Below are 22,032 nucleotides of genomic sequence, written 5' to 3' on the forward strand. Positions count from 1 at the left end.
CGATCAGGCGAAGAGGATGAGGAAGGCGATCAGCAGCGCGAAGAGCGCCACCGCCTCCGTCAGGGCGAAGCCCAGGATGCCGATCGGGAACACCGCGTCGCGGGCCGACGGGTTGCGGGCAACGCTGGTGATCAGCGAGGAGAAGATGTTGCCGATGCCGAGGCCGACGCCGAAGAGCGCGATCACGGCGAGGCCGGCACCGAGCGCCTTGTAGGCACCGAGATAAGCGGCGGGGTCGTTCATCGAAGTGTCTTTCCTTGCTTGGAAAAGGGGACGTCCGGCACGTCTTGGTGCCCTGCCTTTTAGTGCAGGTGCACCGCGTCGTGCAGGTAGATGCTGGTGAGGATCGCGAAGACGTAGGCCTGAAGGAAGGCAACGAGGATCTCGAAGCCGATCAGGGCCACGTTCACCGCGAGCGGCAGGGCGGCGCCGAAGATGCCGACGGCGCCCAGCGAGCCGATCAGCACGATGAAGGTCGCGAAGACCTTCAGCATCACGTGTCCCGCGACCATGTTCGCGAAGAGACGGATGGAGAGGGAGACGGGCCGGGAGATGTAGGACACCACCTCGACCGGAATGATGATGGGGGCCAGCCACAGGGGCGCGCCCTCCGGGAAGAAGTAGCCGAAGAACTTCCGCCCGTGCAGCGCCAGCGCCACCACCGTCGTCACCAGGAAGACCAGGATAGCCAGCCCGAAGGTGACGGCGATGTGGGAGGTGTAGGTGAAGGCGTAGGGCAGAAGGCCCAGCATGTTGCCGAAGAGGACGAACATGAAGAGCGCGAAGACGAAGGGAAAGTAGCGGCGCCCCTCATGCCCGACCTGGCCGACCACCACGCCTTCCACGAACTCGTAGAGCATCTCCGCCGCGGACTGCAGCCGGCCCGGGATGATCGCCCGGTGGCGCATGCCGTAGACGAAGAGAAGGGTAATGAGGCCCACGGCCAGCAGCATGTGCGCGTTGGACTGGGAGAAGCCCACGGCGCGGCCGATGGGCCCGAGGACAGGCACCAGCTCGAACTGGCTCAGCGCGTCGATCGTCTTGCCTTCGGCGGCCACGTCTTGGTCCCTGTTCTACGGTCCGGCTTCCGGGCGGGGCTTGAACAAGCGGTAGAGGTTCAGCACCCCGGCGGCGCCGCCCACGAAGAAGAAGACGAGGAAGAGCCAGGGGAAGGTCCCGAGCCAGCGATCCAGGCCGAAGCCCAGCGCCGCGCCCACGACCAGCGCCGATACCACCTCGACCCCCGCGCGGAAGCCAATTCCCCACGGGCCCGTCGGCAGGCCGCCCTCATCCCCTGTTCGGGGCTTTGGATCCAGGCCCTGGCGGGTCCTGGCCTGCCGCAGCCGGTCGTCGAAGCCGTCCCGGTTTTCCACTCTGCCTCCTCCGCGGTTGTCCCCCGGAAGGCAGGGGGTCCCTAAATTGGCGTCCATGTGAAGTCAAGCCGGCGCGGGCCCGCAACGGGTGCTTAACAGCCGCTTCCCGCGCGCTGTTGCACCATGCCGCCACCGGGCGCCACCCGGGGCCGCGCCACGCCCGGCCTACGCGCCGATGAACCCGCCGGACTGCCGCGCCCAGAGCCGGGCATAGGGGCCGCCCCGGGCCAGCAGCGCCTCGTGCGGGCCGCTCTCGACGATCCGCCCCTCCTCCAGCACCACCAGCCGGTCCAGCTGCGCCAGGGTGGAAAGGCGGTGGGCGATGGCGATCACGGTCTTGCCCTCCATGAGGGAGGTGAGCCCCTCCTGGATCGCCGCCTCCACCTCCGAATCGAGGGCGCTCGTCGCCTCGTCCAGCACGAGGATCGGGGCGTCCTTCAGCAGCACGCGGGCGATGGCCACGCGCTGGCGCTGGCCGCCGGAGAGCTTCACGCCCCGCTCCCCCGCATGGGCCTCGTAGCCGGTGCGCCCCCGCCAGTCCGACAGGGTGCGGATGAAGCCGTCCGCCTCCGCCCGGCGGGCGGCGGCCACCACCTCCTCGTCGGTCGCCTCCGGGCGGCCGAATCGGATGTTGTCGCCGATGGAACGGTGCAGCAGCGCTGTGTCCTGGGTCACCATGCCGATGGCGCCGCGCAGGCTCTCCGCCGTCACGCCCGCGATGTCCTGCCCGTCGATCGTGATCCGCCCGGATTCCGGGTGGAAGAAGCGCAGCAGCAGGTTCACCGCCGTCGTCTTGCCGGCGCCGGAGCGGCCGACGAGGCCCACGCGCTCGCCAGGGCGGATGTCCAGGTCGAAGCCGTCCAGCACGGCGCGGTCCGCGCGGCCATAGCCGAAGCGCACCCCCTCGAACCGTATGGCGCCCCGGCGCACGGCCAGGGGCACGGCGCCGGGCGGGTCCGGCTCGGTGGGCGGGGCGGCGATGGTGCGGATGGATTCCTGCACCACCCCGATGCTCTCGAAGATGGCGCCGACGTTGAAGGCGACCCAACCCGAGATATTGGCCATCTGCCAGGCCATGGGCAGGGCGGTGGCGACCGTGGCCGCCGCGATCTCCCCGGCCATCCAGAGCCGGATGGAGAGCGCCGCCATGCCCACCAGCAGCCCCGCGTTGAGGGCGGAGAGGACGGCGGCGTTGAAGGTGATCTGCCGCATCTGCTGCTGGAAGGCGGCGGTGAGGCCCGTCACCCCCTCCGCCACGAAGGCATCCTCCCGCTCCGCGCGGGCGAAGAGCTTGATGGAGAGAATGTTGGTGTAGGCATCCACGATCCGGCCCGTCAGCAGGCTCCGCTGCTCCGAGGCGGCGCGGGAGCGGTCCCGCAGCCGGGGGACCACCATCCGCAGGAAGGCGGCGTAGGCGAGGAACCAGAGGAGGATCGGCAGCGCCAGGCGCCAGTCCGCCCCCGCCAGCCAGATCACGGCGGAGGAGCCGTAGACGAGGATGTACCAGACCGCCGTGACGGACTGCGTGACGGATTCCCGCAGCGCCGGCCCGGCCTGCATCACCCGGTTGGCGATGCGCCCCGCGAAGTCCTCCTGGAAGAAGGGCCAGCCCTGGCGGGAGACGAGGCGGTGGGACTGCCAGCGGATGAGGCTGGTGAAGGCGGGGTTGATCGCCTGGTTAGCGACGAGATTCTGGGCGAGGATGGAGGCCGGGCGCAGCACCAGCATCACCACAGCCATGCCCGCGAGCCCCCACCCTGCCTCCGCCAGCAGCCGGTCCGGCGCATGGGCGCCGAGGAGGGCGACGAGGCGGCCGATGAAGACGGGGATGAGGCTGTCCAGCACCGCCACCACGAAGCCGGCGGCAAACAGGGCGGCCACCAGCGCCCGCGCCTGCCGGGCGAAGTGCCAGTAGAAGCCGAGCAGGGTGGCCGGCGGCGGCCCCTCCGGCACCGGCACCCCGCCGATCCGCGCCGCCTTCACCCCGGGCGGCGCGACGGGGTCGAGGAAGGATTCGAAGGCGCGGAAGGGCATCGGCCCGATTTAGGCCCGCCCCGGGGGTGGCGATAGCCGCCCGCCCGTCACCAGCGGGCGAGGTCCGGCCTCAGGCCAGGAAGCGCAGGGCCACGAAGCCGGCCACGATCGCCAGCGCCGTGACGCCCGCGATGAGGTTCAGCCGCTTCTCGATGAAGACCCGCGCCGGCGGGCCGAAGCGCCGCAGCAGCCAGGCCAGCAGGAAGAAGCGCGCCCCGCGGGTGATCACGCTGCAGACAAAGAACACGATCAGGGAGAAATGCGCCGCCCCCGCCGCGATGGTGACGACCTTGTAGGGGATGGGCGTCAGCCCCTTGATGAGGATCACCGCCGCCCCCCAACGCTCGAACCAGCCCGTGAAGGTCGCCAGGGCGTCCGCATGGCCGTAGGCCGCGAGGACCGGCTGGGCCACCGCCTCGAACAGGAAGGCGCCGATGAAGTAGCCGAGCAGCCCGCCCAGCACGGAGGCGATGGTGCAGATCAGGGCGTAGCGATAGGCCCGGTCCGGCCGCGCCAGGCACATGGGGATGAGCATGGCGTCCGGCGGGATCGGAAAGAAGCTGCTCTCCGCGAAGGAGACCACGCCCAGCCATGTCGGCGCCCGGGGATGGGCGGACAGGGCGATGATCCGATCGTACAGGGCGCGCAACATGGGGCGGGGGCTTCCCATGGCGCGGGGTCCGGCACAAGGGCGGGCTCGTTGCCCCGAGGGAGGCCCTGCAGCCTCCGGCGTCCGAGGCAGTGCCTCGAATCCCGTGGGACCGTCCGCCAGAAGGCTGGTTGGACCAGCATCGGACTGCCGTGGCCGCGATGACCGCCGGCGGCGCCGGCGCCCTCGGGGCCCGGACCGCCGTGTCAGCTGCCCGGGGTCATCGCCCTCGGGCGTGCCGCCGGCGCCGCATCCCGCGGCAGCCCCGAAGAAAAAAGATGGGAGTTCCAGGGGGAAGAATTCCTTCTTCCCCCTGGGGTCACCAAGACCGCCCGATCAGGACAGCATCGACCCTTCGGGCGCCCCGGCGCCCTGCCCGCGGCGGGACTGCCAGAGGGCCACGAAGTCGATCGGCGTCAGCGCCACGGGCATGAAGCCGCCATCGCGCGTCACATCGGACAGGATGTTGCGCGCGAAGGGGAAAAGGAGGCGGGGGCATTCCACCAGCAGAACCGGCTCCAGCACGTCCGCCCCGACGTTGACTGTGAAGATGCCGCTATAGGCCAGCTCCGCGATGAAGGCGGTGGCGCCCTCGGTCGTCTTGGCGTCGGCGCGGATCTGCAGCGTCACCTCGAAGACGTTGCCGCCGTCCTGCAGGGCGCGGGCCTGCACGTCCAGCGCCACGTCGATGCGGGGCTGCTCGCGGAGCGCGGTGTAGATCTCCGGCGCGCCGGGGACCTCGAAGGAGAGGTCCTTCACGTACTGGAAGTTCACCACCAGCGGCGCCTGGGGCTGGCCGTTCAGGTTGCCGTCGGGCGGCATGTTGGCGGGCGGCGGCAGGTCGGACATGGGATCGGGCCCCTGAGCACTGGGAAGGGATGATGGCGCGGCGGGGTAGCACGCGCCGGGGCGGGTGTCAGGTCATTGCGGGCCGGGGCGTCGCGCGGCGGATCAGCCGTCCAGCCCGGCCAGGGCCTGCGCCACCGCCGCGCGCCCGGCCTCGTCCAGCGGCAGGACCGGGCGGGGCGGCTGGGCATCGGTGAGGCCAAGAAGGTTCGCGGCGGCAAAGACCACGCGGATGCTGCCGTGCCGGCGGAACAGGTCCCAGAGCGGGTGGAGGGTGGCGTCGATTCGGCGCATCTCCGCCTCGTCCCCTGCCTGGGCGGCACGGGTGAGGGCAAGACAGGTCCGGGGCAGGGTGCCGCCGAGGACGCTGTACCAGGCATCGGCCCCGGCCAGCACGGCATCCGGGGAGTGCCAGTCGGCGCTGTAGCCGACGGAGAAGCCGGCGGGCACGCGGGCGCGCAGGGCCTGCACCACCGCCTTCGCCTCGACGGGCGCCGGGGCGGGGTTCTTCACCGCCGCCACGCGGGGCAGCGCGGAGAGGCGCACGACGAGGTCGTCACTGAAGGTGAAGTGGGTGGTGGAGGGGTTGTTGTAGATGCAGACCGGCAGGCCGGTGGCGCCGGCCACGGCGGCGAAGTGCTGGAACACCTCCTCGTCGGTCAGCGGCGTGTAGGAGACGGGGGCGAGAAGCAGCCCGTCCGCCCCGGCCGCCTCCGCATCCCCGGCCAGGGACATGGCCTCGTCCGTGCGGAGGGCGCCGGCACCGACGATCACGGGAACGCGGCCACCCAGGGCCTCCACCGCCGCCTCCACGGCGCGGCGACGCTCCGCGCGGGTGAGGTAGGCGTAGGTGCCGGTGCTGCCGAGCAGCCCGACCGAGTCCACCCCGGCCGCCGCGAGCCGCTCCAGCAGTCCGGCGAGAGCACCGGTGTCCACGCGTCCCGCCGCGTCCGCGGGGGTGATGGGAAAGGCCGAGAGGCCGCGGAAGGGGGTCACGCCAGCCGCCATCCTAGCCATGGTGCCAGTTCACGGTCTCGGGCCCGGGCTGGCAGGGGTCCACGCGCAGCCACTGTCCGTTCATCACGGACTGGCCGGTCATCGCGAGGATGAAGCCCCAGTGGCAGACCACCACCGTGTGCGCCCAGTCCGGCCGCTCCCGCATCTCCTCCCGGAACATCCGAGCGCGGGAGAGGATGGAGTCCGTGCTCTCGGTCTCCTGTGGCCACCAGATCGTGTCCAGGTGGGCGAAGTCGTGCTCCGGCCAGTCCGTCGCCAGCGTGTCGCGGTGGGTGCCCACGTCGCAGGCGAAGGCGTAGCGCTCCCGCACCAGGGAGTGGACGTGGACGGGCAGGCCCAGGCGGCGCGCCAGGGGGGCGGCGGTCTGCAGGGCGCGGGTGTAGGGGCTGGCGACGATGCGGGTCACTCCCTCCCCGGCCAGGGCCTCGGCGGCCTGCTCGGCCTGGGCATGGCCCAGCTCCGTCAGGCGCGGATCCTCGATGCCGGGATCCTTGCGGGTCTCGCTGAAGCGCAGGTTGAACTCGCTCTGGCCGTGACGCAGCAGGATCATGCGGGCCTCCCCGTGTTGCCGCCGGCGATAGCGGCTGGGGCGCGCCGGCACAATCGGGCTGCCGCTCCCGCGGTCCCTTGAACAATGAACGGATTGCAATGTGGTTGCGGTGGGGGGCCCGCAGCCCTAACTGTCATCTCACAAGGAGATTGCGATGCAGGGCGGCGGCTTCCCGATTGATCTGATCCTGTTCGGGATGGTGGCGGCCTTCCTGGTGCTGCGCCTGCGCAGCGTGCTGGGGCGGCGCACCGGCTTCGAGCGGCCACCGGCGGAGCGCGGCCCCGTGGCCGTCCCCCCCGCGGCAGGCCCGGCCGTGCCCGCCGCCCCCGTGGCCGGGCGCGGCGTGCCCGATGCGCGCGGCCCGGTGGGCCAGGCGCTGGCGCGCATCCGCTCCGCCGACCCGAGCTTCGACCCCGCCGCCTTCCTCGGCGGTGCGGAGGGCGCCTTCCGCCTGATCGTGGAGGGCTTTGCCGCCGGCAACCGTCCCCTGCTGCGCGGCCTTCTTTCCGACGATACCTATGCCGGCTTCGAGGGCGCCATCGCCGACCGCGAGTCCCGCGGCGAGGTGCAGCGCACCGAGATCCGCGACATCCGGGAGGCCTCGATCGAAGGCGCCGACCTGCGCGGCACCACGGCCGAGGTGACGGTCCGCTTCGTCTCCGACCAGGTGAACCTGACGACCGACTCCGCCGGCAAGCCCGTCGCCGGCGCCGATGCGGTGACGGAGCTGACGGATATCTGGACCTTCCAGCGCGACACGCGCAGCACGGATCCGGCCTGGAAGCTGGTGGGCACGCGCACGGCCTGAGGCCTTGCGCGCCCGCTTCACGGTCCTTCTCCCCCTTCTGCTGGCCAGCTGCGGTGGCCTTCCGGGTTGGGAGCGGGACCGCGTCTCGGAGGCGGTGCCGGGCTTTCTCGCCGGTTGCGCCGCGTCCTCCGATCCCGGTCCTCTCGCTCCCGCCTGCTCGGAGGCGGCCCGCCTGCCCCCGGGCGACGAGGCCGCCGCCCGCGTTTTCCTGGCCCGCCACTTCGAGCCGGTTCCGGCCGGGGAAGGCCTGATCACCGGATACTATGAGCCGGTGCTGCGCGTTTCCCCCGTGCCCGCCCCGGGCTTCACCGCCCCGCTCCTGGCCACCGCCCCGGGCGCGCCCGACCTGGACCGGGCCTCTATCGAGGCCGCCGTGGCGGCCGGGGAGTGGCCCGGCGCCGTCCTGGCCTGGGCCGATCCGGTCGATGCCTTCTTTCTCCAGATCCAGGGCTCCGGTCGCGCCGTCTTCCCGGACGGCACCGCGCGGCGCCTGGGCTATGCCGGCAAGAACGGCCACCCCTACGTGCCCGTCGGACGGCTGCTGATCGAGCGCGGGGCGATGACGCGGGAGGAGGTCTCCATGCAATCCATCCGCGCCTGGCTGCGCGCCGCCCCGCCCGCCGATGCGCGGGCGCTGATGGACGCCAATCCCTCCTGGGTCTTCTTCCGCTGGCGCGACGACCTTCCCGCCGAGGGCGGCCCGGCCGGCACGCTCGGCGCCCCCCTGCCCCCCGGCCGCGCCGTGGCGGTGGACCGGAGCCACGTCCCGCTCGGCAGCCCGATGTGGATCGCCACGCGCGACCCGCTCACCGGCGGCCGCCTGGAGCGCCTGGTGATCGCCCTGGACACCGGCGGCGCCATCCGCGGCCCGGCCCGCGCCGACCTGTTCTGGGGTTGGGGCGATGCCGCCGGCGAGGCCGCGGGGCGCATGCGGGAAACCGGCCGGATCTGGGTGCTCCGGCCCCGGGTTACGCCAGGACCTCGCACGCCGGGCGGCTAGTGCTCGTGTCCTGGTGGATCGATCCTGCCTTTGCAGTCGCCTCGGCTCCATGAGCCGAGGCGCACCGTCAGCCGAGTGATCCCAAAGCCCAAAAGAAGATGATGGTGAGGGGTCCGGGGAGAGGAAGAATTCCTTCTTCCTCTCCCCGGGACAGACTGCCCTCGAAGGATCAGCCCATCACCCGCGGCGCCGCAGGACGGCCCGCGCCACCTCGGCATGGCCCTGGTGCTTCGGGCCTTCATCGAGAAGGACCGTCCCCTCCAGGCACTCCAGCACCTCGAGTTCCGGAAAATGCTCCCGCACCAGCGCGGCGGACCAGAGGAGATCGGGGTCGCGCGGGCCGCCGGAGCGGCGGCCTTCCTGGGCGGGGGTGAAGCCCTCCAGCACCAGCAGCCCACCGGGGGCCAGCGCGGCGGCGGCACGGGCGGCGACCAGGGCGCGGTCGGCCGGGGGCAGGTGGACGAAGATCCAGCCGATGACCTCGAACGCCGATTCGGGCCAGTCCCAGGCGGTCAGGTCCGCCACCACCGTCTCCAGCGCCACGCCGTGCTGCCGGGCGAGCGCCGTGGCCTTGGCCAGACCGGTCGCGGACCAGTCGAGGCTCGTCACCTCGAACCCACACCCGGCCAGCCACACGCCGTTGCGGCCCTCCCCGTCGCCGATCGCAAGCGCCCGGCCGCGCCTGGGCAGCAGGGCGGCCTGCGCGACGAGGTAGCGGTTCGGCGCCTCACCAAAGGCGAAGCCGCCGCCGGCGTAGCGGGCGTCCCAGGCGGCGGCGTCGCTCATGGTGCGGCGGGATAGGGTCGCGCGCCGAAGATGGCGCTGCCGACTCGGACCTGGGTGGCGCCGCAGGCGATGGCGGCCTCGAAGTCTCCGCTCATGCCCATGGAGAGGACGGGCAGTCCCTGGTCCCGCGCGAAATCCGCCAGCCAGCGGAAATGGGGCACGGGGTCCTCGCCCTCGGGCGGGATGCACATGGCGCCGGAGATGGCCAGCCCGTGCTCCTCCCGGCAGGCGCGGAGGAAGGCGGCGGCCTCATCTCGTGCGATGCCGGACTTCTGCGGCTCGGCGCCGGTGTTGACCTGGATCAGCAGCCCGGGCGCGCGGCCCTCCTTCGCAATGGCCTCCGCCAGGGCGGCGGCGAGCTTCGGGCGGTCCAGGCTCTCGATCGTGTCGGCCACGCGCACGGCGTCGCGCGCCTTGTTCGTCTGCAGGCCGCCGATGATGTGCAGCCGCAGGCCGGGATGGTCCGGGCGCAGTGCCGGGAACTTGCCGGCGGCCTCCTGCACGCGGTTCTCGCCGAACACCGCCTGGCCGGCCTCCAGCGCCGCCAACACTGCCTCCGCCGGATGGGTCTTGGAGACGGCGACGAGGGTGACGGTGGCGGGGTCGCGCACCGCCCGCTCGCAGGCGGCGGCGATTCGAGCCTTGATGCGGGAGAGGCTGGCGGCGATGGCCTCGGTGCCGGGCGTGGGGGATTGGGTCATGCGGTGGGGCAGGCTAGGGCAGAACGGGCGATCCCGGAACGGGCGGGGGATTCCGGCCCTGTGGCTGCTGAGCGACGCGCGGCGCCTCCCCGATCCCCGCGCTGCGGCGGCGCGGCTGCCGCGCGGGTCCGCGGTGCTGGCGCGGGATCTGGCACCGGGGCTGCTGCGGCCGCTGTCGGCGCTGGCGCGGCGGCGGGGGCTGGCGCTGGTGGTGGCGGGGGATGGCCGGGCGGCGCTGGCGCTGCGCGCGGGGCTGCACCTGCCGGACCGGCGCCCGGCAAAGGGCCTGCTGCCCTTCCTCGTCGCACGGCGGGGAACGGGGGGCGGGGGCCTGCTCTCCGTGGCGGCACATGGGCGGGCGGGAATCGCGCGGGCCCGGCGGCTGCGCGCGGACCTGGTGATCCTCTCCCCGGTCTTTCCCACGGCGAGCCATCCCGGGGCACCGGCACTCGGACCGCTGCGCTGGGCGGCGCTGGCGCGGCGGGCAGGGCGACCGGCAGTGGCGCTGGGGGGCGTGAACGCCCTGAACAGCCGCCGCCTGCCGCGGCTCGCGGCGGGCTGGGGGGCCATCGGTGGACTGTCCCGTCACACCCCTGTTGCGGCCTGGCCACAGTGTTTCGCGGATGTCGCGATCCGTTCGTTTGCGCATGGACGCCCCGGAAGGCACTGACCCATAGTCCCGGCGGGCTCGGCCACGGGGCGCATCCACCGGGATGCAATCCTCGCGGCACACCCGCCGAGGGGGGCGGGCGGGTCGCATGAAGCGCCGGGGCGGTTCCCCGGCACGTCAGGAGGATTTGGGATGCGCAAGCTTCTTCTCGGCAGCACGGCCGTCGCCGCCGCTGCCCTTTTCGCGCCAGGTGGCGCTTCTGCCCAGACGCTGAGCTCCGATGCGTTCGGCAGCACGATGGCCGGGCCCTCGGCCTCGCTGCGCGGCCTTGAGGTGCGCATCGGCGGTTACTACCGCGCGATGTACAACTACACCCGCCAGGAGAACGTGAACGTCCCCGGCGCCGCCGTCGGCAGCTCGGACTTCTCCAACGAGGTCGAGATCCACGTCCTTGCCTCCGGCAAGGCCGCGAACGGCCTGCGCTACGGCGCGGCGCTCGAGATCGAGAACGACGCGTGGCGCAACCCGGCGAACCTCACGGGCAACGCCAGTGCCGCCGGCCAGAAGAACACGCTCGACTACGATGAGGCCTGGGCCTACCTCGCGGGCGCATGGGGCCAGATCCGCTTCGGTGACGAGGACGGCGCGATCGGCCAGCTGCAGTCCGGCCACATCACCGGCTTCGGCGTCGGCGGCCTCGACTCGGGCGACCAGAACCAGCAGGTCATCGGCGGCAACTATCGCCGCAACCTGGTCGGCGTGAACGACCTGGGCGACAACACCAAGCTGATCTACCTGTCGCCGCAGTTCTTCGGCTTCGACGCCGGCGCGAGCTTCGCCTTCAACACGAACGAAGGCCCGCTCTCGGGCTGCGATGCCGTCAGCACCACGACGGTGACGCAGTGCGACCGCCTGGCGGTCTCCCCCACCTTCAACAACCGCCGCCGCAACGAGATCCAGGCCGCGGTCCGCTGGCGTGGGTCCTTCGGCCCGGTCGGCGCTGCCGCCACGGTCGGCTACATCGGCGCCGATGCGGTCCGGAACGCCTCCGGCCCCTCCGCCGACCGCCTGAACATGCTCTGGGCCGGCGCCACGGCGACCGCCTACGGCTTCACCGTCGGCGGCTGGTACGAGCGCGGCAACTTCAACGGCAACTTCAACACCGTTCAGCGCGACACCGCCGGCGCCCGGGTTGATGACCGCAACGGCACCGCGTTCCTGGCCGGCGCGACCTACACGATCGACGCGATCACCGTCGGTGGTCACTTCAGCACCAACTGGACCGCGGGCAGCCAGTCCATCGCCACGACCGGTCGTCGCGACCGTGGTTGGGCCGTTGGCGGCAACTACCGCCTCGCCCCGGGCCTCGACCTCTTCGCCGAGTACCTGAAGTTCGACATTAAGGAGACGGGCTTCCAGTTCAACAATGTCGGCCCGTCCGGCAGCACCAAGGTCGACATCGTGCTCACGGGCTTCCGGGTCGCCTTCTGATCCGGGCCTCCAGGCCAGACGAGAGGGGGCGGCGGGGCAACCCGCCGCCCCTTCCTTTTGCCCGCTCCGCTCCCGAAGGGCACTTTACGTTTTCTCACTTGCACGAGACCACGCCACAGCCTTAGGAGCGACGGCCATGCGCCACCTTCGCCTAGCGATCCTTGCCCTGCCCGTCCTCGTCGCCGCCTGCGGGAACTCCCGCCAGGTGCAGAACGACGAGTACTACGACGACAGCCGTCGCGCGCGCGTCGCGGGGCGCCTCTCCGGCAACCCGGACGGCCTCCTCATTCTCGGCACGGACCGCAGCAGCAACCGGGAAGGCGGTGGCGCCGGCGCCCCGGGGGATGGCAGCGCGCTCGGCGTGAACGCCTATCTCTGGCGCGCCAGCCTCGACACCCTCTCCTTCATGCCGCTCGCCTCGGCCGATCCCTTCGGCGGCGTGATCATCACCGATTGGTACTCCCCGCCCGCGGCTCAGGGAGAGCGCTTCCGGGCCACCGCCTACATCCTCGGCCGCCAGCTCCGCTCGGACGGGGTTCGCGTGTCGATCTTCCGCCAGGAGATGCGGAACGGGCAGTGGGTGGACGCCCCGGTCTCTGCCGGCACGAGCACGGAGCTGGAGGACAAGGTCCTCGCCCGCGCCCGTGAGCTGCGGAGCCAGTCGGCCGCGCTCTGACCTGACAATCCCCGGGGAGAGGAAGGGCTTCCCCTTCCCCTCGCCCTCCCCGGCTCTCCCTTAGCGGTAGTTCACGGCCGGCAGCGACCGTATCTCGGCGGAGGGCATGTCGATCGTCACGCGGCGCTCGCCAGGAACGGCGCGCAGCCGCTGCATGGGGACGGAGACGTATTTCTGGGTCAGGCCCAGGCGGCTCTCCACCTCGATCACGACCATGGTGACCTGCCCCTGCGCGTCGATGATCAGGTCCTCCACCTCCCCGATCTCCACGTTGTCCGTCGCATAGACATCCCGGTCCATCAGGTTCCCGGCGCGGAGCTGGCCAGCGGGGATCTCGGTCGCCCCCGCGGCTGGGGTGGTGCCGACGGGCTGGGCCAGGACGGGCGCGGAGAGGAGGCCGGCGAGCAGGGCGGCCACGGTCAAGGGACGCATATTACAATTCCTTCATGTTAGTCCGGCATGAAGAACCGGGGGAGCGCCCCTGGGTTGCCCCTTCCCACCCTGGCCGCCGGGGAATATCAGGACGGACCACTCTTGAAGGCCCATATTGGCCCCCCGCTATGACCGACGGCCCTTCCGACAGCCCCGCACGCTATGACTTCGTCGCCGCCGAGCTCCGCTGGCAGCGGGCCTGGAGCGACGCATCCCTTTTCTCGGCCCCGGACGTCCCGGACGGCTCGAAGCCCAAGTACTACGTGCTGGAGATGTTCCCCTACCCCTCGGGCAAGATCCACATGGGGCATGTGCGGAACTACACGCTGGGCGACGTGGTGGCGCGCTACAAGCGCGCCCGCGGCCACCAGGTGATGCACCCCATGGGGTGGGACGCCTTCGGCCTGCCGGCGGAGAACGCGGCGCGGGAGCGCGGCACGCACCCGGCCGCCTGGACCTACGCCAACATCGCGAACATGCGGGCCGAGCTGAAGAGCATGGGCCTCTCGCTCGACTGGTCGCGCGAGTTCGCCACCTGCGATCCCGAGTATTACGGCCAGCAGCAGGCGCTGTTCCTGGACTTCCTGGGCGCCGGGCTGGTGGAGCGCCGCAAGTCCTGGGTGAACTGGGACCCGGTGGACGGCACCGTGCTGGCCAATGAGCAGGTGATCGACGGCAAGGGCTGGCGCTCCGGCGCGCCGGTGGAGAAGCGCGAGCTCTCCCAGTGGTTCCTGGCGATCACGAAATACGCCCCGCAGCTGCTGGAGGCGCTGAACACGCTGGACCGCTGGCCCGAGCGGGTGCGGACCATGCAGGCCAACTGGATCGGCCGCAGCGAGGGCGCGCGGGTGCGCTTCGCCCTGGCGGAGCCGGTGGACGGCACGGCCGAGGTGGAGGTCTTCACCACGCGCCCGGACACGCTTTACGGCATGTCCTTCCTGGCCGTGGCCGCCGAGCATCCCCTGGCCGCTGCCGCCGGCGCGCGGGATCCGAAGGCCGCCGAGTTCATCGCGGAGTGCCGCAGCCAGGGCACGAGCGAGGCCGCCATCGAGCAGGCGGAGAAGAAGGGCTTCGACACCGGCTTCCGGGTGAAGCACCCCTTCATCCCCGGCGCGACCTTTCCTGTCTGGATCGCGAACTTCGTGCTGATGGAGTACGGCACGGGCGCGCTGTTCGGCTGCCCGGCGCATGACCAGCGCGACATCGACTTCGCCCGGAAGTACGGCCTGCCGGTGATGCCGGTGGTGCTGCCCCCGGGCGAGGACCCCGCGACCTTCGATGTCGGCAAGACCGCCTATACGGGCGACGGCACCCTGTTCCACTCCGAGTTCCTCGACGGGCTTGGAACCGAGGCGGGCAAGCGCGCCGCGATCGACGCGCTGGAGGCCAAGGGGGTCGGCCAGGGCGTGGTGAACTGGCGCCTGCGCGACTGGGGCGTCTCCCGCCAGCGCTACTGGGGCTGCCCCATCCCCGTCATCCACTGCGACGATTGCGGCATCGTGCCCGTGCCGAAGGATCAGCTGCCGGTGCGGCTGCCGGAGGACGTGGACTTCGCCCGCCCCGGCAATCCGCTGGACCACCACCCGACCTGGAAGCACGTGGACTGCCCGAGCTGCGGCAAGCCCGGCCGGCGGGAGACCGACACCTTCGACACCTTCGTGGACAGCTCCTGGTACTTCGCCCGCTTCACCGCGCCGCGGGCCGAGACGCCGCTGGTGGCGGCAGCGGCGAATGGCTGGCTGCCCGTGGACCAGTATATCGGCGGCATCGAGCACGCGATCCTGCACCTGCTCTACTCCCGCTTCTTCACCCGCGCCCTGGCGGGGATGGGCCATCTGGACACGCCGGAGCCCTTCGCCGGGCTCTTCACCCAGGGCATGGTGCAGCACGCCTCCTACAAGGCGCCCGATGGCCGCTGGCTGGCGCCGGACGAGGTGGAGGCCACCCCGGACGGCGGCGCCGTCGAGCGCGCCACCGGGATCGCGCTGACGGTCTCGCGCAACGACAAGATGTCGAAGTCCAAGCGCAACACGATCGATCCGGGCGGCATCATCTCCCGCTACGGGGCGGACACGGCGCGCTGGTTCATCCTGGCCGACAACCCGCCGGATCGCGACATGGAGTGGAGCGAGGCCGGCGTCTCCGGCGCGCACCGCTTCGTCCAGCGCCTGTGGCGATTGGCGGCGACGCTGGAGAGCCGTGGCGGAGCCCAGGGATCGGAGGGGGAGGCGCGGCCGCTGATGCAGGCCGTCCACCGCACGATCGCGGCGGTGACCGCGGCGCTGGACAGCTTCGCCTTCAACGTCGCCGTGGCCCGCCTGCATGAGCTGGCCAATGCCATCGAATCCTCCCCCGCTCCGCTGGAGGCGCGGCGCGAGGCGGTGGGCCTGATGGCCCGTCTCGTCGCGCCGATGATGCCGCACCTGGCGGAGGAGATCTGGTCCATCCTCCATCCCGGCGAGGGAACGCTCGTCGCCGGCATGCCCTGGCCTGAGGCCGACCCGGCCCTGCTGATGGCGGAGAGCATGACCATCGCCGTGCAGGTGCTGGGCAAGCTGCGCGCCACCCTTTCCGTGCCCGTGGGCATCGCCGAGGCGGAGCTGATGGCCCTGGCCGAGGCGGAGGAGAACGTTCAGCGTGCCATCGCGGGCAAGCCCATCCGGAAGCGCATCCATGTCCCAGGCCGCGTCGTCAACTTCGTTGTCTGAGGGGCGCCCTGGCGTGTCCCGCCGGGCGCTGCTCGCGGCCCTGGCTGCCCCCCTGGGGCTGGCCGGCTGCGGCTTCCGGCCGCTGTACGGGCCGCCCGCCGCGGGCGAGACCGACACGGCGCCGGAGCTGGCCGCCATCCGCCTCGGCCGTACCTACGGGCGGACCGGGCAGATCCTGCACCAGGCGCTGGAACGCCGCCTGGCCGCGCGGGACCGCAGCGGGCCGGCCGCCCGCTACGAGCTGGCGCTGGCGCCGCAGCTGGCGATCGAATCGCAGGGATACCGGCGTGACGGCACGCCCACGCGCTTCCGCATGGTGATGACCACCACCTACACGCTCAGCACCCTGTCCATCCCCGCCCGGGCGGTCGCGACGGGCTCGGCGCGGGCGATCGATTCCTACAACACCATCGACAACGAGTACTTCGCCTCCATCGTCAGCAGCGAGGAGGCGCAGCGCCGGATGGCGGAGCAGGTCGCGGAGGACATCGTGCTGCGCCTCACCCTCGCCCTGCGCGGAAACCCGGCGGCCTAGCACCGGCATGGCGAAGCTCGACGCCCGCCGCCTGCCCGGCTTCCTGAAGGACCCGGGCGCCGCGCGGGCCGTCCTGCTCTTCGGCGAGGATGCCGGACTGGTGCGGGAGCGCGCGGACGCGCTGCAGGAGGCCGTGGCCCCGGGCAACGACCCCTTCCGGGTCGCGGAGCTGCCGCGCGACGTCGCCGCGAAGCCCGGTGCCCTCTCCGGCGAGGCCGCTGCCCTGGCGCTGACCGGCGGGCGGCGCGTGGTGCGCGTGCGCGACGCCACCGATGCCCTGGCCCCTGCCCTGCGCGAGGCCCTGGAGGGCCCCGGCGAGGCGCTGATCCTGATCGAGGCCGGGGAACTCCCTGCCCGGTCCAAGCTGCGCCAGCTGGCCGAGGGCAACGCCGCCGCCGCCGCCATACCCTGCTACCGCGAGCGCGGTGCGGAGCTGGCGGGCACCATCGCCGCCCTGCTGAAGGCCGAGGGCGTCTCCGCCGAGCCCGCCGCGATCGAGTGGCTGGCCGGGCGCCTGGGCGAGGACCGGGGCATGCTGCGGCGGGAACTGGAGAAGCTCGCCCTCTATGCCGGCCCCGGCGGCCGCCTGGCGGAGGAAGACGTCCTGGCCTGCATGGGCGACGGCTCCGCCCTGGAACTGGACGAGGCCCTTGTCGCCGCCACCTCCGGCGACCTGCCCACCGCCGACCGCGCGCTGGAATCGGCCATGGCGGAGGGCGCCAACCCCGTGCAGGTGATCCGCGCCCTGCTGCGCCACGTGCAGCGCCTTCACCTGGCCTCCGTCGCGGGCATCCAGGCCCTGCAGCCGCCCGTCTTCTTCCGCAGCAAGCCCGGCTTCGAGAGGGCACTCCGCATCTGGCGGACCGACGCGCTGGAAACCGTGCTTGCCGGCCTGCTGGACGCCGAGCGCCAGAGCAAGTCCGGCGGCACGGGGCGCCCCGTGCCGGACGCGGCCGTGGCGCGCTCCGCCTTCCTCACCCTGGCGCGGCAATCGGCGATCCTGGCGCGGCGGGGGTAGTCCAGGCCGCCAGGGAAAAGGCGACACGGACCCGTCAGCAGCGTGCCCGGTGCGCGGGGACAGGGGCACTCACCCGTGCTTCCCGGCTGCTGCGCCAATCCAGGGCCGTGTCAGCGCATGCCCAGAAGCCGGTCCAGCTTGGTCGCCGAGGACTTGGTGGGATAGTTGGTGTCCGCCTTCACCTTGTCCGCGTGCCCGTTATCCCGAAGATCGTTGCACACCTGGGCCACGTTCTTCGGCGTGACATACAGGTTGTTGGTGAACCAGGCGCGTTTGTGGATCGACATCTTGCTCATCACGCCGCCCGCTTTCAGGACGCGAAGCACGATGGTGGAGCAGTTCTTGCGGAGGAGGTTGTAGTTGCCCCCTTTCTTATCCATGATCGACTTCCACTCTGCCCACATCGAACCGCCATTGAGATTGTGGACACGGTAGGTGGTATGAGGCCAACTTCCTTCAGCGTCCTTGTCCTGCCATAGTGACATGTTGCGATCCTGCGGCGCCTTGTTGAATGACTTGGTGTCGTCAGGCCACCAGCTGACATAGGCGTTGCCGTAAAAGCGCTCGAGATCGGCGCGGACCACTGGATTCCCGAGTGACGCAGTGACCGGGACGCCGCTGGGTCCCATGATATCCTCGAAGCTTTTGTTAAACTCGTGCGTGCCGATGAACATCGATGCGTGGCCAATATGGCTGCCGCTTGGGTACCAGATATAGACCGAAGCCGTGATCGCCATGCCCATCGTCTCCTGTCGGCCCGAGTGGACGCTTCCCGTCCGTGCCGATCAACCCTCGACAATGGACCAGGGCCGCCGGCATTCCTCTACGTTGCCGGGCGGCCGTTCCTGGAAGATCCTGGACAGTCCCCGGTTTTCCTGCGCTTCATCGTTGTGGGAGCGCAATACTGGGGACGCGGCGTGGCAATCGACTTCGACCGCAAGCTGCGCATGGCGGCGACGGCACTCGGATGCGATTCCCGCAAGGACCTGTGTGCCCGCTTCCGGCGCGTGAATCCGGCAACGGCCTGCGATGTCGACAGACTGAACAAGTGGGTCCAGGGCCGCTCCGTGCCGCGGGCCGCGTCGATCTATGCGGATTTCTGCGCCGTCATCGGTTCGGGGAAGCCTGGCCACTGGATCGCCGAATGCAGCCTTGAGGACTTCTCTGCCGAACTGGCTGCCTGCACCGGCATCGACGCCACGAGCCTCGCCGCGCCGGACGCTATGCCGTCCCGTGGCGGCGCTCATGGCGCCGGCTTGCTAGGCGGCGTTGGGACCTTGGCCGGCGCCTTCGCGGCCTATTCGCTCGCCTGGTCGCCGCATTTCCGCGGCCGCCTGATCCGTGGCTCGCTGCGCCTGGAGGCGCGCAGGAACAGGGCCCTGGTCGCGACCTACGCCGAAGCCCTCGTCGGCCGTACCGTAAGGCTGTCCGGCGAGGTGCAGCTCGACGGCCGCTCGATGCATGTCACGGTGCGGGAGCCGGAGGGCAACATGACGCTGTTCTTCAGCCTGCAGGTGCCCGGACCGCCCGCGAGCGTGCTGAGCGGCATCATGTCCGGCGTTGCCTTCGTCGCGCATGAATCCGTGCCGTCCGCCTGCCGCATCGCGCTCGTCCGCGTGCCGGAGACGCCGCGGCTGGATGCCAGCAACCGCTACCTGGAGCCGCTGCCCGGTGCCATCGCTTCCGACCTGTCGGAACTCGGCGTGTCCCTCACGGAGGCCGACAGCTTCGACGCGTTCAGCCGGACCTTCCTGGGGGAGAGCCCCCTGCAGGTGACGACGCAGCAGGCCGCGTTCGCGAGCATGCTGGATCGTCAGTACCTGGACGCCGCGATCCCCATTCGTGGCCAGCCGTAACGGCCGGTCATCACGAGCGCAGAGCCCGCGCCCTCAGCGCCGCAGCAGCATCCCCAGCACCAGGACGGCGCAGGCGGCCGAGGCGGTGCGGAGGGCGGTTTCCGTCTCCCCCATGGCGGCCAGGACGAGGGTCCCGGCCGCTCCGAGGGCGCCCGCTGCCAGCAGAAGCGGGGAAAGGGCCCGCAAGGCCGGGCTCAGCGCGGGCTGGCCGGGCGGTTGACGCCGCCGGTGCCGCTTTCCTGGGCGGCATTGTCGGCCGGCACGGGGCTTCCCTCGCCCAGGCCGGGGGAGAGAGCGCCGGCCGCTCCGGCCGCGCCGGCGGTGTCGGGCGCCGGGACAGCGGCGGGGGGTGGGGCCGCCAGAGGGATGTAGGGGTAGGAGCGGGGATAGACGATGTCCTGCCGCGGGCCGGGCGCGCGGACGGGCCCCACCCGGCCGCAGGCGGTCAGCGCCAGCATCGAGGCGGCGAGGAGCGCGAGGGCCCTCATGCCAGCTTCTCCACCCAGTCCTTCGCCATCGCCGCCACGTTCGCCGGGGCGGTGCCGCCGTAGGAGGTGCGGGAGCGGACGGAGGCGGCGACGGAGAGGACGCCGAAGACCGCTTCCGTGATGCGCGGCTCCACGGCCTGCATCTCCGTGATGGTGAGGCCGGAGAGGTCCACGTTCATGCTCTCGGCCTTCGCCACGAGGCGGCCGGTGACGTGGTGCGCGTCGCGGAAGGGCAGCTTCAGCTCGCGCACCAGCCAGTCCGCGAGGTCGGTTGCGGTGGAGAAGCCGGCGCCGGCGGCGTCCGCCAGGCGGCCGACCACGGGCTGCATGTCCCGCACCATGCCGGCGGTGGCGGCCAGGGCCAGGGCAAGGTTCTCGGCCGCGTCGAAGATGCCTTCCTTGTCCTCCTGCATGTCCTTTCCGTAGGTCAGGGGCAGGCCCTTCATGACGGTCAGCAGCCCGACGAGGGCGCCCGTGATCCGGCCGGGCTTGGCGCGCACCAGCTCCGCCGCATCGGGGTTGCGCTTCTGCGGCATGATGGAAGAGCCGGTGGTGAAGGCGTCGCTCAGCTTGACGAAGTTGAAGTAGGGGTTGGTCCAGATCACCACCTCCTCCGCGAAGCGGGAGAGGTGGGTGGCGCAGATGGCGGCCGCCGAGAGGAACTCCAGCGCGAAGTCGCGGGAGGCGACGGAGTCCAGGCTGTTGCGGGTCGGGCCGTCGAAGCCCAGCGCCTGCGCCGTCATGTGCCGGTCGATCGGGAAGCCCGTGCCGCAGAGGGCGGCGGCGCCCAGCGGGCTCTCGTTCAACCGGCGGCGGGCATCGGCCAGCCGGCCGCGGTCACGCGACAGCATCTCCACATAGGCCAGCAGGTGGTGGCCGAAGGTGGTGGGCTGGGCGGGCTGCAGGTGGGTGAAGCCCGGCATGACCGTGCCGGCGTGCTCCGCCGCCTTCTCCGCCAGGGCGCGCATCACGTCGGCCACCTGGGCGTCCAGCCCGTCGATGGCGTCGCGGGTCCAGAGGCGGACATCGAGGGCCACCTGGTCGTTGCGGCTGCGCGCGGTGTGCAGGCGCTTGCCGGCCTCCCCGATGCGCTCGGTCAGGCGGGCCTCGATGTTCATGTGGATGTCCTCCAGCGCCTCGCTGAAGGGGAAGTCGCCCGCCTCGATCTCCGCGCCGATGGCGTTCAGGCCGTCCCGGATCGCGGCCTCGTCCTCGGCGGAGATGATCCCCACATGCGCCAGCATGGCGGCATGGGCCAGCGACCCGCGAATGTCCTGGCGCCACATCTTGCGGTCGAAGCCGATGGAGGCATTGATCGCCTGCATGATGGCGGAGGGGCCGGCCGCGTAGCGCCCGCCCCATGCGGCATTGGCTTTGACGTTATCGGGCTTGGCGTGGTCGTCGGGCACGGGTGAGGAGGTCTTTCGGTGTTGGTACGTGGTCGCCGCGCGGCACTCGGGCTCTTGGCGGGCGGCACCCTAGTCGGGGGCCTCTCCCCGCGTCCAGCGCGGGCGCAGAACGCGATCGGCAAGCTGGTGGAGGAAGGGCCGAAGCCCCTGCCCGCCATCACCCTGACCGACCCGGAAGGGCGAGAGCGCGACCTTTCCTCCATCGTCGGACCGGGCGCCGGCAAGGGGATCGTGCTGAACCTCTGGGCCACCTGGTGCGCGCCCTGCGTGGAGGAGATGCCGGCGCTGGACCGGCTGGCGACGCTGCTCGCGAAGGAGGGCATCCTCGTCATCCCCGCCTCCTCGGACCGGGGCGGACGGGCGCAGGTGGATCCCTTCTTCGCCCGCACGGGAATCCAGCATCTCGGCCCCTGGCTGGACCCGCGCTCCGCCGCCACCCGCGCCCTGGGGGCACGCGGCCTGCCCACGACGATCCTGATCGACCCGCAGGGCCGCGAGCGCGCCCGGCTGGAGGGCGGCGCGGCCTGGGACAGCGCGGAGCTGGTCGCCGATGTCCGGCGTCTCTGCGGAACCCCTAAGCCGGGCACGGAACCGACTTGACGGGCCGCCATCCTGACAAAGCCGTGAGCATCCTGGAGCCCCGCTGTATTCCGGCGAACTGCCCTCAGCTGTGACTTAGCTTTTGTTGGTTCTGGAAGGCGTGCAATGCACGATGTTCAAGTCGCGGATGCGTTGGCCCAAGCCCATCGATCGATTGATGCGGCGAGCGAGGCTTATCGCCAGTCCCTTCACTGCATCCGGACTTCCCAGGCCCTCCTGGCCACTCCCGTCTGGACGGCCCAGCGTCGGGCCGCATGGCAGGCGCGCGTGAAGGATGAGCGGTCCAGGGCCTTCGAGCGGTTCTGGTAGGGGTCTTCGCGTGCCTAGAGCATTTCCGGCTTGCACAGACTCGCGGGTTCTGATTCGACGCTGTTGTTGAGCAGCGAGGCTGGAGATGACGGCACCTCTGTCGCAGGACCTGCGCAAGCGCCTGGTCCGGGCTGTT

25 protein-coding genes are annotated in these 22,032 nt (G+C 71.5%); 10 read left to right on the top strand and 15 right to left on the bottom strand.

What is annotated here, in order from left to right; translation table 11 throughout:
- Positions 1 to 3: 3 nt before the first annotated feature.
- The 8 genes from J5Y10_RS16015 to J5Y10_RS16050 form a co-directional block, all read right to left on the bottom strand.
- A complete protein-coding gene (locus tag J5Y10_RS16015; RefSeq protein ID WP_209375035.1) occupies positions 4 to 243 on the bottom strand; it encodes an ATP synthase subunit C family protein in 240 nt (79 codons plus the stop codon).
- A gap of 59 nt (positions 244 to 302) precedes the next feature.
- Entirely contained in the window at positions 303 to 1,058 is a 756-nt protein-coding gene (locus J5Y10_RS16020) for a F0F1 ATP synthase subunit A (protein WP_209375036.1), read from the bottom strand.
- A gap of 15 nt (positions 1,059 to 1,073) precedes the next feature.
- Positions 1,074 to 1,373, bottom strand: coding sequence for an AtpZ/AtpI family protein (locus J5Y10_RS16025; RefSeq protein WP_342452937.1), 300 nt, complete (start codon positions 1,371 to 1,373; stop codon positions 1,074 to 1,076).
- A 165-nt stretch (positions 1,374 to 1,538) separates the two neighbouring features.
- Positions 1,539 to 3,407 carry an ABC transporter ATP-binding protein gene (locus J5Y10_RS16030; RefSeq protein WP_209375038.1) on the bottom strand — a complete coding sequence of 623 codons (1,869 nt, stop codon included), beginning with the start codon at positions 3,405 to 3,407 and terminating at the stop codon, positions 1,539 to 1,541.
- 70 nt (positions 3,408 to 3,477) lie between these two features.
- On the bottom strand, positions 3,478 to 4,059 hold the full coding sequence (locus J5Y10_RS16035) for a YqaA family protein (RefSeq protein ID WP_209375039.1): 582 nt from the start codon (positions 4,057 to 4,059) through the stop codon (positions 3,478 to 3,480).
- Positions 4,060 to 4,392: 333 nt separating this feature from the next.
- Positions 4,393 to 4,905 (bottom strand): protein-export chaperone SecB, encoded by a 513-nt coding sequence (gene secB, locus J5Y10_RS16040; RefSeq protein WP_209375040.1) that lies wholly within the window; start codon positions 4,903 to 4,905, stop codon positions 4,393 to 4,395.
- Between the two features lie 102 nt (positions 4,906 to 5,007).
- A complete protein-coding gene (locus J5Y10_RS16045; protein ID WP_342452938.1) occupies positions 5,008 to 5,898 on the bottom strand; it encodes a dihydrodipicolinate synthase family protein in 891 nt (296 codons plus the stop codon).
- Positions 5,899 to 5,911: 13 nt separating this feature from the next.
- Complete coding sequence (locus J5Y10_RS16050) at positions 5,912 to 6,469, bottom strand: histidine phosphatase family protein (protein ID WP_209375042.1); 558 nt, start codon at positions 6,467 to 6,469, stop codon at positions 5,912 to 5,914.
- Positions 6,470 to 6,623: 154 nt separating this feature from the next.
- Between J5Y10_RS16050 and J5Y10_RS16055 the strand changes: the two genes are divergently transcribed.
- Complete coding sequence (locus J5Y10_RS16055; protein WP_209375043.1) at positions 6,624 to 7,277, top strand: Tim44/TimA family putative adaptor protein; 654 nt, start codon at positions 6,624 to 6,626, stop codon at positions 7,275 to 7,277.
- A gap of 4 nt (positions 7,278 to 7,281) precedes the next feature.
- The gene (gene mltA / locus J5Y10_RS16060) at positions 7,282 to 8,277 is read left to right on the top strand and encodes a murein transglycosylase A (RefSeq protein WP_245214768.1); all 996 of its coding nucleotides are present in this window, start codon (positions 7,282 to 7,284) and stop codon (positions 8,275 to 8,277) included.
- A gap of 177 nt (positions 8,278 to 8,454) precedes the next feature.
- On the opposite strand, the gene J5Y10_RS16065 is transcribed toward mltA, so the two are convergent.
- A complete protein-coding gene (locus tag J5Y10_RS16065) occupies positions 8,455 to 9,063 on the bottom strand; it encodes a class I SAM-dependent methyltransferase (RefSeq protein ID WP_209375044.1) in 609 nt (202 codons plus the stop codon).
- Positions 9,060 to 9,764 (bottom strand): YggS family pyridoxal phosphate-dependent enzyme, encoded by a 705-nt coding sequence (locus J5Y10_RS16070; RefSeq protein WP_209375045.1) that lies wholly within the window; start codon positions 9,762 to 9,764, stop codon positions 9,060 to 9,062. Before J5Y10_RS16070 ends, J5Y10_RS16065 begins: the two co-directional genes overlap by 4 nt.
- Here J5Y10_RS16070 and J5Y10_RS16075 point away from each other — a divergent pair.
- The 3 genes from J5Y10_RS16075 to J5Y10_RS16085 all read left to right on the top strand — a co-directional run bounded on the left by J5Y10_RS16075 (position 9,763) and on the right by J5Y10_RS16085 (position 12,541).
- A complete protein-coding gene (locus tag J5Y10_RS16075; RefSeq protein ID WP_209375046.1) occupies positions 9,763 to 10,434 on the top strand; it encodes a thiamine phosphate synthase in 672 nt (223 codons plus the stop codon). The two genes, J5Y10_RS16070 and J5Y10_RS16075, sit on opposite strands and share 2 nt — an antisense overlap.
- Positions 10,435 to 10,566: 132 nt before the next feature.
- Positions 10,567 to 11,865, top strand: a complete 1,299-nt coding sequence (locus tag J5Y10_RS16080; RefSeq protein ID WP_209375047.1) for a porin — start codon at positions 10,567 to 10,569, stop codon at positions 11,863 to 11,865.
- Between the two features lie 136 nt (positions 11,866 to 12,001).
- Positions 12,002 to 12,541 carry a DUF3576 domain-containing protein gene (locus tag J5Y10_RS16085; protein WP_209375048.1) on the top strand — a complete coding sequence of 180 codons (540 nt, stop codon included), beginning with the start codon at positions 12,002 to 12,004 and terminating at the stop codon, positions 12,539 to 12,541.
- Positions 12,542 to 12,601: 60 nt separating this feature from the next.
- Here J5Y10_RS16085 and J5Y10_RS16090 read toward each other — a convergent pair whose 3' ends face one another.
- The gene (locus J5Y10_RS16090; RefSeq protein WP_209375049.1) at positions 12,602 to 12,973 is read right to left on the bottom strand and encodes a PRC-barrel domain-containing protein; all 372 of its coding nucleotides are present in this window, start codon (positions 12,971 to 12,973) and stop codon (positions 12,602 to 12,604) included.
- Between the two features lie 128 nt (positions 12,974 to 13,101).
- Here J5Y10_RS16090 and leuS point away from each other — a divergent pair, with 128 nt between their 5' ends.
- From leuS to holA, 3 genes are read left to right on the top strand one after another with little or no spacing between them, the layout of a single operon-like run.
- Positions 13,102 to 15,681 carry a leucine--tRNA ligase gene (gene leuS, locus J5Y10_RS16095; protein ID WP_209375050.1) on the top strand — a complete coding sequence of 860 codons (2,580 nt, stop codon included), beginning with the start codon at positions 13,102 to 13,104 and terminating at the stop codon, positions 15,679 to 15,681.
- A 13-nt stretch (positions 15,682 to 15,694) separates the two neighbouring features.
- Positions 15,695 to 16,216 (top strand): LPS assembly lipoprotein LptE, encoded by a 522-nt coding sequence (gene lptE / locus J5Y10_RS16100; RefSeq protein ID WP_209375051.1) that lies wholly within the window; start codon positions 15,695 to 15,697, stop codon positions 16,214 to 16,216.
- Positions 16,217 to 16,223: 7 nt separating this feature from the next.
- Positions 16,224 to 17,234 carry a DNA polymerase III subunit delta gene (gene holA / locus J5Y10_RS16105; protein WP_209375052.1) on the top strand — a complete coding sequence of 337 codons (1,011 nt, stop codon included), beginning with the start codon at positions 16,224 to 16,226 and terminating at the stop codon, positions 17,232 to 17,234.
- Between the two features lie 110 nt (positions 17,235 to 17,344).
- Here holA and J5Y10_RS16110 read toward each other — a convergent pair whose 3' ends face one another.
- Positions 17,345 to 17,971, bottom strand: coding sequence for a hypothetical protein (locus J5Y10_RS16110; RefSeq protein WP_209375053.1), 627 nt, complete (start codon positions 17,969 to 17,971; stop codon positions 17,345 to 17,347).
- Between the two features lie 180 nt (positions 17,972 to 18,151).
- Here J5Y10_RS16110 and J5Y10_RS16115 point away from each other — a divergent pair, with 180 nt between their 5' ends.
- The gene (locus tag J5Y10_RS16115) at positions 18,152 to 19,090 is read left to right on the top strand and encodes a hypothetical protein (RefSeq protein ID WP_209375054.1); all 939 of its coding nucleotides are present in this window, start codon (positions 18,152 to 18,154) and stop codon (positions 19,088 to 19,090) included.
- Positions 19,091 to 19,123: 33 nt separating this feature from the next.
- Here J5Y10_RS16115 and J5Y10_RS16120 read toward each other — a convergent pair whose 3' ends face one another.
- From J5Y10_RS16120 to argH, 3 genes are read right to left on the bottom strand one after another with little or no spacing between them, the layout of a single operon-like run.
- Positions 19,124 to 19,276: a hypothetical protein gene (locus J5Y10_RS16120; protein ID WP_209375055.1), complete on the bottom strand. Its 153-nt coding sequence runs from the start codon at positions 19,274 to 19,276 to the stop codon at positions 19,124 to 19,126.
- 8 nt (positions 19,277 to 19,284) lie between these two features.
- A complete protein-coding gene (locus J5Y10_RS28490; RefSeq protein WP_209375074.1) occupies positions 19,285 to 19,578 on the bottom strand; it encodes a hypothetical protein in 294 nt (97 codons plus the stop codon).
- Positions 19,575 to 20,903 (bottom strand): argininosuccinate lyase, encoded by a 1,329-nt coding sequence (gene argH / locus J5Y10_RS16130; RefSeq protein ID WP_245214788.1) that lies wholly within the window; start codon positions 20,901 to 20,903, stop codon positions 19,575 to 19,577. Before argH ends, J5Y10_RS28490 begins: the two co-directional genes overlap by 4 nt.
- A 102-nt stretch (positions 20,904 to 21,005) precedes the next feature.
- On the opposite strand from argH, the gene J5Y10_RS16135 reads away from it, so the two are divergent.
- The gene (locus J5Y10_RS16135) at positions 21,006 to 21,587 is read left to right on the top strand and encodes a TlpA family protein disulfide reductase (protein WP_342452939.1); all 582 of its coding nucleotides are present in this window, start codon (positions 21,006 to 21,008) and stop codon (positions 21,585 to 21,587) included.
- Positions 21,588 to 22,032: the final 445 nt, after the last annotated feature.

It is taken from the genome of Roseomonas indoligenes, assembly GCF_017813365.1.
Lineage (GTDB): Bacteria > Pseudomonadota > Alphaproteobacteria > Acetobacterales > Acetobacteraceae > Roseomonas > Roseomonas indoligenes.